The sequence below is a fragment of the Gilliamella sp. B3892 genome (assembly GCF_026536305.1).
Lineage (GTDB): Bacteria > Pseudomonadota > Gammaproteobacteria > Enterobacterales > Orbaceae > Gilliamella.
The window spans coordinates 122,120-137,634 of sequence record NZ_JAFNOK010000007.1; the positions used below are offsets into that span (position 1 = coordinate 122,120).

14 protein-coding genes are annotated in these 15,515 nt (G+C 39.0%); 10 read left to right on the top strand and 4 right to left on the bottom strand.

All coding sequences use genetic code 11. The features are described from left to right. Positions 1–2 precede the first annotated feature (2 nt). The 9 genes from J3U74_RS08620 to J3U74_RS08660 all read left to right on the top strand — a co-directional run bounded on the left by J3U74_RS08620 (position 3) and on the right by J3U74_RS08660 (position 11,053). Positions 3–956 (top strand): beta-ketoacyl-ACP synthase III, encoded by a 954-nt coding sequence (locus J3U74_RS08620; RefSeq protein ID WP_220218193.1) that lies wholly within the window; start codon positions 3–5, stop codon positions 954–956. A gap of 35 nt (positions 957–991) precedes the next feature. After that, on the top strand, positions 992–1,927 hold the full coding sequence (gene fabD, locus J3U74_RS08625; protein ID WP_267328808.1) for an ACP S-malonyltransferase: 936 nt from the start codon (positions 992–994) through the stop codon (positions 1,925–1,927). A gap of 18 nt (positions 1,928–1,945) precedes the next feature. After that, entirely contained in the window at positions 1,946–2,680 is a 735-nt protein-coding gene (gene fabG / locus J3U74_RS08630; RefSeq protein WP_220218191.1) for a 3-oxoacyl-ACP reductase FabG, read from the top strand. Between the two features lie 149 nt (positions 2,681–2,829). After that, entirely contained in the window at positions 2,830–3,063 is a 234-nt protein-coding gene (gene acpP / locus J3U74_RS08635; RefSeq protein WP_220218190.1) for an acyl carrier protein, read from the top strand. Between the two features lie 157 nt (positions 3,064–3,220). After that, a complete protein-coding gene (gene fabF, locus J3U74_RS08640; protein WP_267328809.1) occupies positions 3,221–4,465 on the top strand; it encodes a beta-ketoacyl-ACP synthase II in 1,245 nt (414 codons plus the stop codon). Between the two features lie 244 nt (positions 4,466–4,709). Beyond that, positions 4,710–5,801 carry a glycerol dehydrogenase gene (locus J3U74_RS08645; protein ID WP_267328810.1) on the top strand — a complete coding sequence of 364 codons (1,092 nt, stop codon included), beginning with the start codon at positions 4,710–4,712 and terminating at the stop codon, positions 5,799–5,801. A 174-nt stretch (positions 5,802–5,975) separates the two neighbouring features. Then, positions 5,976–9,455: a DNA polymerase III subunit alpha gene (dnaE, locus tag J3U74_RS08650; RefSeq protein WP_267328811.1), complete on the top strand. Its 3,480-nt coding sequence runs from the start codon at positions 5,976–5,978 to the stop codon at positions 9,453–9,455. A gap of 248 nt (positions 9,456–9,703) precedes the next feature. After that, a complete protein-coding gene (accA, locus tag J3U74_RS08655; RefSeq protein ID WP_267328812.1) occupies positions 9,704–10,663 on the top strand; it encodes an acetyl-CoA carboxylase carboxyl transferase subunit alpha in 960 nt (319 codons plus the stop codon). A gap of 21 nt (positions 10,664–10,684) precedes the next feature. Next, positions 10,685–11,053 (top strand): diacylglycerol kinase, encoded by a 369-nt coding sequence (locus J3U74_RS08660; protein ID WP_255556147.1) that lies wholly within the window; start codon positions 10,685–10,687, stop codon positions 11,051–11,053. 132 nt (positions 11,054–11,185) lie between these two features. Here the strand turns inward: J3U74_RS08660 and J3U74_RS08665 are convergent, their stop codons facing one another. The 4 genes from J3U74_RS08665 to metK are packed head-to-tail and all read right to left on the bottom strand — an operon-like array spanning position 11,186 to position 14,292. Further along, entirely contained in the window at positions 11,186–12,028 is an 843-nt protein-coding gene (locus J3U74_RS08665) for a 23S rRNA (adenine(2030)-N(6))-methyltransferase RlmJ (RefSeq protein ID WP_220218186.1), read from the bottom strand. Continuing rightward, positions 12,022–12,639, bottom strand: a complete 618-nt coding sequence (locus tag J3U74_RS08670) for a hypothetical protein (RefSeq protein WP_220218185.1) — start codon at positions 12,637–12,639, stop codon at positions 12,022–12,024. The genes J3U74_RS08665 and J3U74_RS08670 overlap by 7 nt, the downstream gene beginning before the upstream one ends. A 14-nt stretch (positions 12,640–12,653) precedes the next feature. After that, positions 12,654–13,157, bottom strand: coding sequence for a SprT family zinc-dependent metalloprotease (locus J3U74_RS08675; protein ID WP_267328813.1), 504 nt, complete (start codon positions 13,155–13,157; stop codon positions 12,654–12,656). Continuing rightward, positions 13,141–14,292, bottom strand: coding sequence for a methionine adenosyltransferase (metK, locus tag J3U74_RS08680; protein WP_220218183.1), 1,152 nt, complete (start codon positions 14,290–14,292; stop codon positions 13,141–13,143). The genes J3U74_RS08675 and metK overlap by 17 nt, the downstream gene beginning before the upstream one ends. Positions 14,293–14,501: 209 nt before the next feature. Between metK and murI the strand changes: the two genes are divergently transcribed. After that, positions 14,502–15,326 (top strand): glutamate racemase, encoded by an 825-nt coding sequence (gene murI, locus J3U74_RS08685; RefSeq protein ID WP_267328814.1) that lies wholly within the window; start codon positions 14,502–14,504, stop codon positions 15,324–15,326. The last annotated feature ends 189 nt before the right edge of the window (positions 15,327–15,515 follow it).

A 15,515-nucleotide genomic window follows, 5' to 3' on the forward strand; every position in this document is an offset into this window, starting at 1 on the left:
AGATGTATACAAAGATATTAGGAACAGGAAGTTATCTTCCAAAACAGATTAGAACAAATGCCGATCTTGAAAAAATGGTTGATACCAGTGATGAATGGATTACAACCCGTACCGGCATTAAAGAAAGGCGTATTGCCGCACCCGATGAAACTGTCACCACCATGGCTTATCAAGCTGCAATCAATGCTATTGATATGGCTGATATCGATAAAAACGATATTGGTATGATTATTGTTGCAACAGCGACTTCTGTCAATGCTTTCCCTAGTGCCGCAACTGAATTGCAGGCTAAACTTGAAATTGGTGACGTGATTGCATTTGATGTATCAGCCGCTTGCTCTGGCTTTGTCTATGCACTTGATATTGCTGATAAATACATTAAAAGTGGCGCCATTAAATATGCATTAGTGGTGGGTTCAGATATGTTGACACGGGGTGTTGATCCAAAAGACCGTGGCACGATTATTATATTCGGTGACGGCGCCGGCGCAGTTGTGGTTGGTGCATCACAAGAACCGGGTATTATTGCTTCACATTTGCATGCAGACGGTCGTTATGGCGATTTGTTAAAATATCCGTATGTTGATCGCCGTGATATGAATGACCCTGTTTATATGACAATGCATGGTAATGAAGTGTTCAAAATTGCCGTTAAAGAGCTGTCTAACTTAGTTGATGAGCTATTGACTGAAAATGCCTTTAATAAAGCAGATTTAGATTGGCTGGTACCACACCAAGCTAACCTAAGAATTATTTCGGCAACCGCAAAACGTCTAGATATGGACATGAGCAAAGTGATTGTTACGCTTGATAAACAAGGCAATACTTCTGCAGCATCAGTACCTTGTGCTTTAGATGCCGGGGTGCGGGACGGACGTATTAAACGAGGTCAACTAATCTTATTAGAGGCTTTCGGTGGCGGCTTTGTTTGGGGCTCTGCGCTCGTTAGATTTTAAATACAAATTATTTTGAGTAATCAAGGATTTTAAAAATGACCAAATTTGCAATGGTATTTCCAGGACAAGGCTCACAATCTGTGGGTATGTTAAAAGATCTTGCGGACAATTACCCTATTGTAAAAGCAACTTTTGATGAAGCATCAGAAGTATTAGGCTATGATTTATGGGCACTTGTTCAAGACGGCCCGGCTGAAGAATTAAATAAGACATGGCAAACGCAACCTGCGTTACTTGCTTCGTCGGTTGCAATATATCGAGTTTGGCAAAGCGTTAATGGCGCTCAACCGGAATTTATGGCGGGTCACAGTTTAGGTGAATATTCAGCCTTAGTTTGTGCTGGCGTGATTGATTTTAAAGATGCAATCGAATTAGTTGAGTTACGTGGAAAATTGATGCAAGAAGCTGTGCCAGCAGGTACAGGTGCTATGTATGCCATCATTGGTTTAGATAACGAATCAATCAGCAAAGCTTGTGAGCAAGCGGCTGAAGGTCAAATCGTTGCGCCAGTTAATTTTAATTCACCTGGGCAAGTGGTTATCGCTGGCAATAAAGAAGCGGTTGAACGGGCGGGCGCATTATGTAAACAAGCCGGTGCAAAACGCGCCTTACCTCTAGCGGTTAGCGTACCGTCACATTGTGCTTTAATGAAACCGGCAGCCGATAAATTAGCCACTGCATTGCAAAACATTACGTTTAATGCACCAAAATTTGCGGTAATTAACAATGTAGATGTTAAAGTGGAAAGTTCTGCAGAGCAGATTAAAGCAGCGTTAATTGCCCAACTTTACAGCCCAGTACGTTGGACGGAAACCGTTGAAATGATGGCAAAACAAGGCGTGACACTTTTAGTTGAAATGGGACCGGGTAAAGTATTAACTGGATTAACTAAACGTATTGTTGATTCACTATCAGCTTGTGCTGTTAATGATAAAGCATCATTAGATGCTGCAATTGAAAATACAAAATAGAAGATAAAAGAGGTAGCTATGAACCTATCAGGAAAAATTGCTTTAGTGACAGGTGCCAGTCGCGGAATTGGTAAAGCCATTGCAGAAAAGTTAGTCGCTTGTGGTGCAACAGTGATTGGTACAGCAACAACAGAAAAAGGTGCTGAGGCTATTAGCCAATATTTAGGCTCACATGGTAAAGGTTTTGCATTAAATGTGACTGATGAAGCATCAATTGAATCAGTTATCCAAGCAATTAAAACTGAATTTGGTGATATTGACATTTTAGTCAATAATGCAGGGATCACTCGTGATAATTTGTTAATGCGAATGAAACAAGACGAGTGGCAAGATATTTTAGATACTAATTTAACGTCTGTTTTCCGCTTATCTAAAGCATTAATGCGCACCATGATGAAAAAACGTTATGGCCGAATTATCACGATTGGATCGGTTGTCGGCACTATGGGTAATGCCGGTCAAGCCAATTATGCTGCTGCAAAAGCCGGTCTAATTGGTTTTAGTAAATCATTAGCTCGTGAAGTTGCTTCTCGTGGCATTACCGTTAATGTTGTTGCACCGGGCTTTATCGCAACGGATATGACTGAAGCATTAACTGATGAACAAAAAGCACAAACATTAGCTCAAGTTCCGGCTGGTCGTTTAGGTGAACCTGTTGAAATTGCTAATGCTGTGGCATTTTTAGCGTCAGACGAAGCTAGCTATATAACTGGCGAAACTTTACATGTCAATGGCGGCATGTATATGGTGTAATTGATTAGAATAGTGTAAAATAAACCCATATTTTGAGGTTTTGAACAAAAAATAAACAATTGGGTTGAAAAATGATTTGCATCTTTTTCAACATTTTATAAACTTACATTCACCGCCGCTTTTGGCGATATTTATAGGAAAAAAAGAGTATGAGCACTATCGAAGAGCGAGTTAAGAAAATTATTGTTGAGCAACTTGGTGTAAAAGAGGAAGAAGTAAGAAATGAATCTTCTTTTATTGAAGATCTTGGCGCTGACTCTCTTGATAACGTTGAACTAGTTATGGCTTTAGAAGAAGAATTTGATACTGAAATTCCTGATGAAGATGCTGAAAAAATCACAACTGTTCAATCAGCAATTGATTATATTACTGCAAATCAATAGGGTTAGCAGAATGTTCACAATAGGCGGTCACATGATCGCCTAGTTTATTTTATGCCTACATTTTTTCGCATAGCGAATTAGGCATAAAGTAAGCGTGAAACTTAACGTAAACTTTTAATGATTCAAATTTCATTTTAATCCTTTTCTGGAGGACAATGTGTCTAAACGCAGAGTTGTTGTTACTGGAATGGGCATGATATCTCCAGTAGGTAATACAGTTGAATCCACTTGGCAAGCGTTACTAGCAGGTCAAAGTGGAGTTGAGCTCATCGAACACTTTGATACAGCCCCATTTGCCACACGCTTCGCAGCGATGGTTAAAAACTTTAACGGCGAAGATTATAATATTACACGCAAAGATGCCCGTAAAATGGATTATTTTATCCAATATGGTATTGCTGCTGGTATGCAAGCAATGCAAGATGCCGGCATTGAAATAACGGAAGAAAATTCAGAACGTATTGGTTGTGCCATTGGTTCCGGTATTGGCGGTCTTGGGTTAATTGAAGAAAATCACAGTGCGCTAATTAATGGCGGTCCACGTAAAATTAGCCCGTTCTTTGTCCCTTCAACGATTGTTAATATGATCGCTGGTCACTTATCTATCATTTATGGATTAAAAGGACCAAGTATTACCATTGCAACAGCTTGTTCTTCCGGTGTTCATAATATTGGTCATGCTGCCCGAATGATAGCCTATGGTGATGCTGACGGAATGTTAGCCGGTGGCGGTGAAAAAGCCAGTACACCACTCGGTATTGGCGGTTTTGGTGCAGCTCGTGCATTATCGACTAATAATGACAATCCAAAAGGCGCAAGTCGCCCGTGGGATAAAGACCGTGACGGTTTTGTTCTTGGTGACGGTGCAGGGATCATGTTCTTAGAAGAGTATGAACATGCGAAAAAACGTGGTGCAAAAATTTATGCTGAAATTGTCGGTTTTGGTATGAGTGGCGATGCTTATCATATGACTTCACCTCCGGAAGATGGAAGTGGTGCAGCTTTAGCCATGAAATGTGCGATACGTGATGCAGGTATTACGCCGGAACAAGTCGGTTATATTAATGCGCACGGTACTTCAACACCTGCTGGTGATAAAGCTGAAACTCAAGCAGTAAAAAGTGTTTTCAAAGAAAACGCTAACAAAGTAATGGTGAGTTCAACTAAATCGATGATCGGGCATCTATTAGGTGCAGCCGGTGCCGTTGAATCAATCTTTACTGTACTTGCTTTACGTGATCAGGTTGTTCCACCGACAATTAATTTAGACAATCCTGATGAAGGATGCGATCTTGATTATGTCCCGCACACTGCTCGCCAAGTTAAAAATCTTGAATATGCGCTTTGCAATTCATTTGGTTTTGGTGGCACTAACGGTTCAGTACTATTTAAAAAAGTTTAAGACAGCTACTATTTTCCCGTCCCAGCTAGGTGACGGGAATCCTTTCCTATTTTCTATCAATTCTGAAAAAATATACTTATAAAATGTGGCATATCCCTCATTTTTTTAAAAATCCTGTGGATTATCAATAATAAAAGCGTATGTTGTAATTAATCATAGAGCATTACTATCTTTCGCCATTACCTAAAGATAATAGTTTTATTGATAAACAGATATTTATTTACCTTTGTTGGGAGCTGTTATTATGATCACAACTGCACTTTTTCCGAATCGTTATATCCAAGGTGACAATGCAATTGAACATTGTTTAGGTCAAGAGTTAGCCAGATTAGGCAAAAAAGCATTATTACTGCAAAGCCCATCGGCACATAAAAATCTATCTACAACAATTGAAAAATCTTTAGACGGTAATATCAAATTTGCCATTGATATATTTAATCGTGAATGTTGTGATGAAGAGATAGCTCGAATTTCAGTTTTAGTTGAAGCAAATGGAATTGATGTGATTGTTGGCATCGGTGGCGGAAAAGCTATCGATACCGCAAAAGCGGTGGCTGCGGAGTTGAATTATCCTTGCGTTGTGGTGCCAACGCTTGCCTCTACTGATGCGCCATGTAGTGCATTATCTGTTATCTATACGCCGAACGGCGAATTTAAACGTTATTTCATGTTGCCACGTAATCCTGATTTAGTCTTGGTTGATTCAAAGGTTATTGCTAAGGCGCCAGCTAGATTTTTAGTAGCCGGCATGGGAGATGCGCTCGCAACCTGGTTTGAAGCAGAAGATTGCCGGCAATCAAAAGCCCCAAATATGACCGGCAGGCCGGGGCCAATTTCGGCATTCCAACTCGCCAAATTCTGTTTTGATATACTCCTTCAATATGGTGTTCAAGCAAAAATAGCTTGCGAACAAAAAGTGGTTACCCCTGCACTTGAACATGTTATTGAAGCTAACACGCTCTTGTCTGGGCTGGGCTTTGAAAGTGGTGGGCTATCGGCTGCCCATGCTATTCATAACGGTTTTACCGCATTAGAAGCAACCCATGAGTATTGGCACGGTGAAAAAGTGGCGTTTGGGACACTTGCCATGTTGATGTTAATTGATAGTGAACCTGATATGATTGAGACAGTTTACGCATTTTGTCAATCTGTTGGATTACCTACCACACTGGCACAAATTGGTTTAGCCGACGTTACTGATGAAGATTTAATGAAAGTTGCTGAGCTGGCTTGCGCTGAAGGTGAATCAATTCACAACTCATTGTCAGAAGTCACCCCTTATACGGTTTTCGCTGCAATAAAAGCGGCTAATGCGTATGGGCTGCGCCGTCAGTAAACGTTTTTTAAAATTTATGCTAATTTCGCTTAACTTCCGTAAGCCATATATTATGGGAGTTAAGTTTATCCCCTTTTGCCCCGTTCTTGGCAAAAGATAAAGAGAATAAGAATATTCATATTGCTTGTGTTATAATTCAAAACAATTTTTTAAGCATAATTATTTCTGGTAAATATGGCGGAACCTAAGTTTATTCATCTTCATTTACATAGCGATTTTTCAATGGTCGATGGCATTGCTAAAGTCGGTGCATTGGTAAATGAAGTGAGCAAGTTGCAAATGCCGGCTTTTGCAATTACTGACTTTACCAATCTTTGTGGGCTTGTAAAATTTTATGGCTCAGCAATGTCAAAAGGGATCAAACCAATTATTGGTGCTGATTTAGCTATTCGTAGCCCACAATTGTCAGATGATATTTATCGTTTAACGTTACTTGCAGCCAATAATGAGGGGTATCAAAATCTCACTTTGTTGATATCAAAAGCTTATCAACGAGGTTATATTGATGATATGCCTGTTGTGGATCAAGAATGGTTAACCACGCATAAAGAAGGTTTAATTATTCTGGCTGGACGAGAAAGTGATATTGGTATTGGCATTATCCGTGATAATCAAGCAATCATTGATAATGCCATGGATTATTATCAACAAACATTCCGTGACCATTTCTATTTTGAATTAGTTCGAACGAATCGAGCTAACGAAGAGTTATTTATTCATACTGTCGTTGAACTAGCTGAGCAGCATGATTTGCCAGTTGTTGCGAGCAATGATGTGCGGTTTTTAAAGTCAACTGACTTTGAAGCACATGAAATTCGTGTCGCCATTCATGACGGTAATACACTTGAAGATCCTAATAGACCCAAAAACTATTCGCCTGAACAATATCTACGCTCTGAACAAGAGATGTGCGAACTGTTTTCAGATATTCCGGAAGCACTGGAAAACAGTGTTGAAATCGCCAAGCGTTGTAATGTCACCATTCGACTAGGTGAGTACTTCTTACCGCAATTTCCAACCGGTGATATGTCCACTGAAGATTTTCTGGTGCATAAGTCACGGGAAGGGTTAGAAGAACGGCTTGAATTTTTGTTTCCTGATCCACAAGTAAGAAAGCAAAAACGACCTGAATACGATGAACGCTTAGAAACCGAATTAAATGTTATCAACCAAATGGGATTTCCGGGCTACTTTTTAATCGTCATGGAATTTATTCAGTGGTCAAAAGATAATGATATTCCGGTTGGTCCTGGTCGGGGATCCGGCGCTGGCTCATTGGTTGCTTATGCGCTAAAAATTACCGATTTAGATCCACTTGCATTCGATTTGCTTTTCGAACGATTTTTAAATCCGGAACGTGTTTCCATGCCTGACTTTGATGTCGACTTTTGTATGGAAAAACGTGATTTGGTTATCGATCATGTGGCCGATATGTATGGCCGTGAGGCGGTATCGCAAATTATTACTTTCGGTACCATGGCGGCTAAAGCGGTTATTCGTGATGTTGGGCGAGTACTAGGGCACCCGTACGGTTTTGTTGACCGCATATCGAAACTGATTCCTTTAGATCCGGGGATGACACTGGCAAAAGCGTTTGAGGTCGAACCGCAACTACAAGAATTATACGATAACAATGAAGAGATCAAATCATTAATCGATATTGCACGACAGTTAGAAGGGGTGACTCGCAACGCTGGTAAGCATGCCGGTGGGGTGGTGATTTCACCGACGAAAATTACTGATTTCTCACCAATTTATTGTGATCCGGAAGGTCATCATCCTGTTACCCAATTTGATAAAAATGATGTTGAATATGCTGGTTTAGTTAAATTTGACTTTTTAGGTTTGCGAACGTTAACCATTATTGATTGGGCGATTAAGATGATTAATCAGCGCCAATTAAGAGAAGGCAAACCACCGGTAGATATCACTCGTATAGCGTTAGACGATCAAGCCTCTTTTGATTTACTGTTAAAAGCTGAAACAACGGCAGTCTTCCAGCTTGAATCTCGAGGGATGAAAGATTTAATCAGACGTCTTAAACCCGACTGTTTCGAAGATATGATAGCGTTAGTTGCGTTATTTCGTCCCGGTCCTTTGCAGTCCGGTATGGTTGATAACTTTATTGACCGTAAACATGGACGGGAAGAGGTCTCATATCCGGATATAAATCATCAACACGAATCACTAAAACCTATTTTAGAGCCGACCTATGGCATTATTTTATACCAAGAACAGGTTATGCAAATTGCTCAAACCCTTTCCGGTTATACATTAGGCGGCGCTGATTTATTACGTCGTGCAATGGGTAAGAAAAAGCCCGAGGAGATGGCGAAACAGCGATCGGTATTTAAAGAAGGGGCAGAAAAACAAGGTGTGAATGGTGAACTTTCCATGCGCATCTTTGACTTAGTAGAAAAATTTGCCGGTTATGGTTTTAATAAATCCCACTCAGCGGCATATGCGCTGGTTTCTTACCAAACACTATGGTTAAAAACCCATTTCCCGGCGGAATTTATGGCAGCAGTAATGACTGCTGATATGGATAACACCGATAAAATTGTTGGTTTAGTCGATGAATGTTTACGAATGGGGCTTAAAGTCAATCCACCGGATATCAACAGTGGGCTTTATCATTTTCACGTTAATGATAAAGGTGAAATTGTTTATGGTATCGGCGCGATAAAAGGGGTGGGTGAAGGACCGATTGAAGCCATTGTCGAAGCACGCAACAGTGGTGGTTATTTCAAAAATATTTTTGAACTTTGTGCACGAACAGATATGAAAAAGATTAATCGTCGTGTACTAGAAAAACTGACTATGGCGGGGGCGTTTGATAAATTAGGACCGCATCGTGCCGCAATACTGCACAGTATTAACGATGCAATGCAAGCGGCTGATCAATATACCAAAGCCCAAGATATTGGGCAGGAAGATATGTTTGGCGTTCTGGCTGAAGAGCCTGAACAAGTAGAACATGCTTATGCTGCTGTGCCGGAATTACCCGCCCAAGTATTACTTGATGGTGAGCGTGAGGCATTAGGTCTGTATTTGACCGGCCATCCGGTTACCCAATATTTGAAAGAGCTAAACCGTTATGCTGGTGGCGTGCGTATTAGCGAAGCTTCGCCAACCGGTTGGGGCAAAATGGCAACTTTTGCCGGTATTGTGGCTGATGCCCGAATTAGGATCACCAAAAAAGGGAATAAAATTGGTCTGTTTACCTTAGATGATCGCTCAGGCCGTATTGACGGCATGCTTTTTGCCGACTCTTTAGAAAAATTTGGACATCTGTTAGTCAAAGATAAAATCATCATTGTCACCGGACAAGTCAGTCATGATGATTTCAATGGCGGACTTAAAATGTCGGTCAGAGATATGGTTGATTTAAAAGATGCCAGAGCGAAATACGTTAAAGGTCTCGCAGTGACTTTAACCGAAAGTGAAGCAAACCGCCCGATGTTACAACGAATCCAACAAACTTTTGAACCATATCGCCATGGTAGTGTACCTGTAAACTTATATTATCATCGTGACGATTGTGTTGTGCGTATTCAATTTGGCACCACATGGCGAGTTGTACCGGAAGATGCGCTCATTGTAGAACTTAAAACTTTATTGGGTAATGATCGTATCGAATTTGAGTTTGAATAAATCGCCTTAAAAGAGTGTTTTAAAGAGCTTATTTTATGGTCTAGGTATTGAAAAAATGAAGCAACAACCACCATTTAAATATGGTGTAATGTTGAGTCAATTGAAGAGCTGACAGTTAAATGTTGATGACTTCAATGAGTATTACATAGTAGAATTGGCTTAATTTTATTTTAAGAAATAGTCAGTATACTTTATTAGAAAATGTATTTTTAAAAAATACAAATAAACGAGAGGCAATCATAATCGTTATGAACAATTTTTTGGAATTTGAAAAGCCGATAGCGGAATTAGAAGCAAAAATTAATTCCTTAAAGAACATTGATTCACAACAAGTTGAATTAGATATCAATTTAGATAGAGAGATCAAACAATTAAATCAAAAAAGCCGAGAGTTGACCAAAAAAATATTTGCAAGCTTATCGCCTTGGGATGTTGCTCAATTAGCAAGACATCCAAATAGACCTTATACCTTAGATTATATTCAAGAGATATTTACTGATTTTGATGAGTTGGCCGGTGATCGTGCTTATGCCGATGATAAAGCCATTGTTGGGGGGATAGCCCGTATAGATGAGCGCCCGGTAATGGTTATTGGTCATCAAAAAGGTCGTGAAACTAAACAAAAAATCTACCGTAATTTTGGTATGCCAGCGCCAGAAGGCTATCGTAAAGCATTAAGATTAATGCAATTAGCTGAAAGATTTAAACTACCTATTATTACTTTTATTGATACTCCGGGTGCTTATCCCGGTATCGGTGCAGAAGAGCGTGGACAGGCAGAAGCTATTGCACGTAATTTACGTGAAATGTCACGGTTAAATGTACCGACCATTTGTACCGTTATCGGTGAAGGTGGCTCAGGCGGGGCGCTAGCTATCGGGGTAGCGGATAAAGTCAATATGCTACAATATAGTACTTATTCTGTTATTTCACCGGAAGGGTGTGCGTCAATTTTATGGAAAAGTGCTGATAAAGCACCGGTTGCAGCTGAAGCCATGAATATGACAGCTGATAAGTTAATTAAGTTAAATCTTATCGATTCAATCATTCCAGAACCGCTAGGCGGAGCGCATCGAGATTATCCTGCCGTTGCTGCATCACTTAAAGCACAACTGCTTAATGATTTAGATGAGCTCGAAGGTATGGAGTTACCGGTACTACTTGAAAGAAGATTTCAACGCCTTATGAATTATGGTTATGCAAGATAATTTTAAATTTGGACAGTTATTGTGAAAAAATCAACAGGACTACAACGCATTATTAATGCGACAAAATACTCATTAAAAGGATTTAAATCAGCTATTAAAAATGAAGCAGCGTTCCGACAAGAACTCATCTTGTTGGTTGTTGCTTACATTATAGTAATGCTTATTGATTTTTCCATTTACGAACGAATCTTACTAGTTGGGTCAATAGGCTTTGTGATGATAGTTGAGCTCATTAACAGTGCTATTGAATGTGTGGTTGATAGAATTGGAAGTGAGCGACATGAATTATCCGGACGAGCGAAGGACTACGGTTCAGCGGCGGTCTGCTTATCCTTATTGCTAACAATCATCTTATGGATCTATCTGTTTGCTTGTCACTATTTTCCCTAAATTCTACTAAAACGTAGGTATTTTCTGAAAGTTCTTGACAAAAATTGCACATCAGTTAAGCAAAATAGTTGCGATAGCGAATATAAAAAATGCGAGATTGTTCTCGCATTTTTAATGGATACGATCTTAATCTCACTCAGAAACTAACTCTTTAATAACAAAGTTTCCGGTTTTTTCTGTATCAAGAACGGAAAGTAACCATGGCATAATTGTTTCCATTTGATTATGTAATTTCCAAGGTGGATTGATCACTATCATCCCTGACGCGGTCATGCCTTTTTGATTATTATCTGGTTTTAACGCCAGCTCAAATTGAGACACTCGTTTAATACCTAGCTTAATAATTCCGTCGATCATTCGTTGCGTTTGAGTGCGTGAAACAACCGGATACCAAATTAAGTAAATCCCTGTTGCAAAACGTTTATAAGCTTCATAAAGTGCGGCCGGAATTTTTTGATAATCCTCTTTTATCTCATAAGACGGGTCGATCAAAATAATCCCACGGCGGGACGGAGGCGGTAACTTTGATTTAAGTTGTGCAAACCCGTCTTCTCGTAAAACTTTAGCTCGTTTATCTTTACTAAATTCCTGTTTTAACAGCGGGTAATCTGTTGGATGCAACTCAGTTAAATTAAGCTTATCTTGCTCTCTTAATAGTTGTTTGGCAATCAAAGGTGAACCCGGATAATATTTTAACGTGTCAAACGGATTATAGCGCTTTAAAACCTGCAAATACGTGGTAAGCGGTTGTGGAACAGTTGCTTGTTGCCATAATAAATTTATACCGGAAAGATATTCACCGGTTTTTTCGGCATGCTCACTTTGTAGCAAATAACGGCCAGCTCCGCTATGGGTATCTAAGTATAAAAATGGTTTTTCTTTCTCTTTTAATGATTCAATACATAGTGTTAACACAATGTGTTTTAACACATCGGCATGATTACCTGCATGATAACTATGACGATAACTTAACATGGTGAATTTAACCTCTTTTGCTCATTTTTTTGCATATAAAATGTTGTTAGTGCTAAACAAAGCAAACAAGGGATTTCCATTAACTCTTCAATAAGATCTTTTCTTTCGTGACTTAAAACTAACAATTGATGACCAATTCGATGATGTTCAGCAATATCGGCAATCCCTAAAAAGAGAAACGCAAATAAGATATGCCAAACTGGAACTTGCTCATATTGATAACGGCGAGCTATCTCTTGACGTATTGTTGGTAAAAAGAGAGTTAAAAATGGTATTCCCATTACGATACCAGCAATGATTTTATAGTAGAAACGGGGCACCTCGGGGAAAAAGTCACGACCCCAGCTAATACCTCGACCAAAAAGCATAAACCACCAAAAAATAGTCCAGATCCAAAATTCATAAAGCGATTTATGGTTTTTCACACTTTTTGCATAATGATAGGTATAACCACACATAAATAATAAAAAAAGTGATTGGATATGCTCAACAATAGTGACACTAAGCCCGTTATAAAGAGGAATAAGAAAATTACCTAAAATATATAAAATAGCACTAAGTGCAACAATGAAAATAGAGCTTTTATAAAAATGGAAATCAAACTTAGGCATCGAATGTTTCAATATTAAATGGTGTTTTTGAGTTTAAGTATAGTACCGCATTTACGACAAACATAACTAGTCTTATTGTGATTAATTTTATTATGTCTGATTTTCGATAAACGATGTTCCTGACATTGGCAATGATATAAGTAATCTTCACGTTTAATGGCAAAATTATGTGTGGTTTTCGGTGCTTTTCCCATTATCTCAGACATAACCGATTGCCACTGCACTCCGTGAGGCTTCACTTTACCATACTGTTTAAATACAATCAGATGTGCTAATTCGTGGGGAACGACTTCTTCGATAAAGGCGGCGCCATTATCGATAAGCATTCTTGAATTAAGTTGAATTTCCCAACGCGCCAAATAGGCGCAGCCTGCAATACTTCCTTTAGGTTTATAAGTAATTTTAGGCTCGCCATATTGGGTATTTAATACTTGATTGGCTTGTTTTAAGTGCATTCTTAAACAAGCCATTACCTGATTGTGTAAGTGAATGGGTATTCGCTTATAATCCTGCTGCATCGCGTAGTAGTGCTGCTTTATCGGTTTTTTCCCAAGGGAAAATATCTCGTCCAAAATGGCCGTAGGATGCGGTTTGTTGGTAAATCGGCTTAATAAGATCAAGCATTTGAATTAATCCATAAGGTCTTAAATCAAAAAACTCTTCAATTAAAGCAACGATCTTATCGTGGGCAACTTTTTCTGTACCAAAAGTGTTGACATAAATCGATGTTGGATGTGCGATACCAATAGCATAAGAAATTTGTAATTCACATCTATCAGCAAGTCCCGCCGCAACAATATTTTTAGCCACATAACGGGCAGCATAAGCAGCAGAACGGTCAACTTTTGACGGATCTTTACCAGAAAACGCACCGCCGCCATGGCGTGCTGCTCCACCATAAGTATCGACAATAATTTTACGTCCGGTTAAACCACAATCACCCATTGGACCACCAATCACAAAGCGTCCGGTAGGATTGATAAAATATTTTGTTCTGGCTGTTAACCATTCGGCTGGTAAGGTTGGTTTAATAATTTCTTCCATTACCGCTTCATGTAATGTGTTTTGTTCGATATCTTCTGAATGCTGAGTTGATAATACAATTGTATCAACACCTTTAATTTTACCGTCTTGATAAATAAGGGTAACTTGACTTTTGGCATCTGGTCTTAACCAAGGAAGTGTGCCGTTTTTCCGTACTTGAGCTTGACGACGCATCAAATCGTGAGCATAACTAATGGCTGCCGGCATTAAATTTGGCATCTCATTAGTAGCATAGCCAAACATAATACCCTGATCACCGGCACCTTGTTCTAATGGATTTTGACGATCAACCCCTTGATTGATATCCGGTGACTGCTTACCAATTGCATTTAACACCGCACAAGAATTTGCATCAAACCCCATATCTGAACTGGTATAACCAATATCGTAAATCGTTTTTCGGGTCAATTCTTCAATATCTACCCATGCTGAAGTAGTAATTTCACCGCCAACTAAAGCCATACCGGTTTTGACGTAAGTTTCACACGCAACACGTGCTTTAGGGTCTTGTTTTAAAATAGCATCAAGCACAGCATCAGATATTTGATCGGCGATTTTATCTGGGTGACCTTCTGAAACGGATTCTGAAGTAAATAGAAATTCTGACATATATACCTTCTTTAACTTTTTTAATGCAATGCTTAAATATAATCTTTTAATATAAAATGCTTAAATTTAGCAGTTTTACCATCTAGACGTCTATTTTAATAATTTATTAGCCAAAAAGCCAGTATTACCTTAAACAAAATTACTTGCATAAATTTCTAATCAATTTACGATAGTGCTCGTTTAACTTTTCCAATCATTGCTAGCGAAATATGAATATTGTAAGAAAACTTCCCACAGTATTGGTGTTTGATTCCGGTGTTGGCGGATTATCTGTCTATAACGAAATCCATAATAAAATGCCTAATGTGCATTATATTTATGCATTTGATAATGAAATGTTTCCTTATGGGGATAAATCCTCAAGCTTTCTTATTGATAGAGTCATTGCGGTGATTGATACAATTAGCAAATCACATACTATCGATTTAGCCGTTATTGCCTGCAACACAGCCAGCACAATCTGTTTACCAAGCTTGCGGGAAAAATTCAGCTTTCCTATTGTTGGTGTTGTGCCGGCGATCAAACCGGCAAGTCAAATAACTCAAAATAAATGTATTGGACTGTTAGCAACCAAAGCCACAATACAGCGAGCCTACACCAACAAACTAATACAACAGTTTGCACCCGATTGCACTGTTGAGTTATTGGGATTATCTGAGTTGGCGCATATTGCAGAAAATAAATTGCAAGGTATTGCTGTCGATATGCAACAACTGAAAGAATTGTTACAGCCATGGTTATGCTTGCCAGTGATCCCGGACACCATTGTCCTAGGTTGTACCCATTACCCTTTTATAAAAGAAGAATTAAAACACCTTTTCCCTAATGCCACATTTATTGATTCGGGTAATGCTATTGCCTCACGAGTTTATAATTTGCTAAAAGATCAATATGAAGTTCATCAAGCAAAAACACCAGCTAAAGAAAACTTAATATTAAGTACAGCGCATAACCAATATGTTGAAAAGTTAGCTCAAAAATTATCTGAATATAATCTTAATAAATATCAATGCATTAAAGTTGTCGGTGTTTAAACCTTATTCGAACAGTTAAAGAATTTGTTATTTTTACTTGCTAAAAAAAATGAAGTGCCTATAATGCGCATCCACTGACACGGCGTCAGCGAAAGCAGACGGAGAAAGTGATTAGTGAGCAAGATCAAATTTTTTAAAAAAAGATCTTGACGAATAAAAAGGTGTAGCGTAGTATACGCAGCCCTTGAG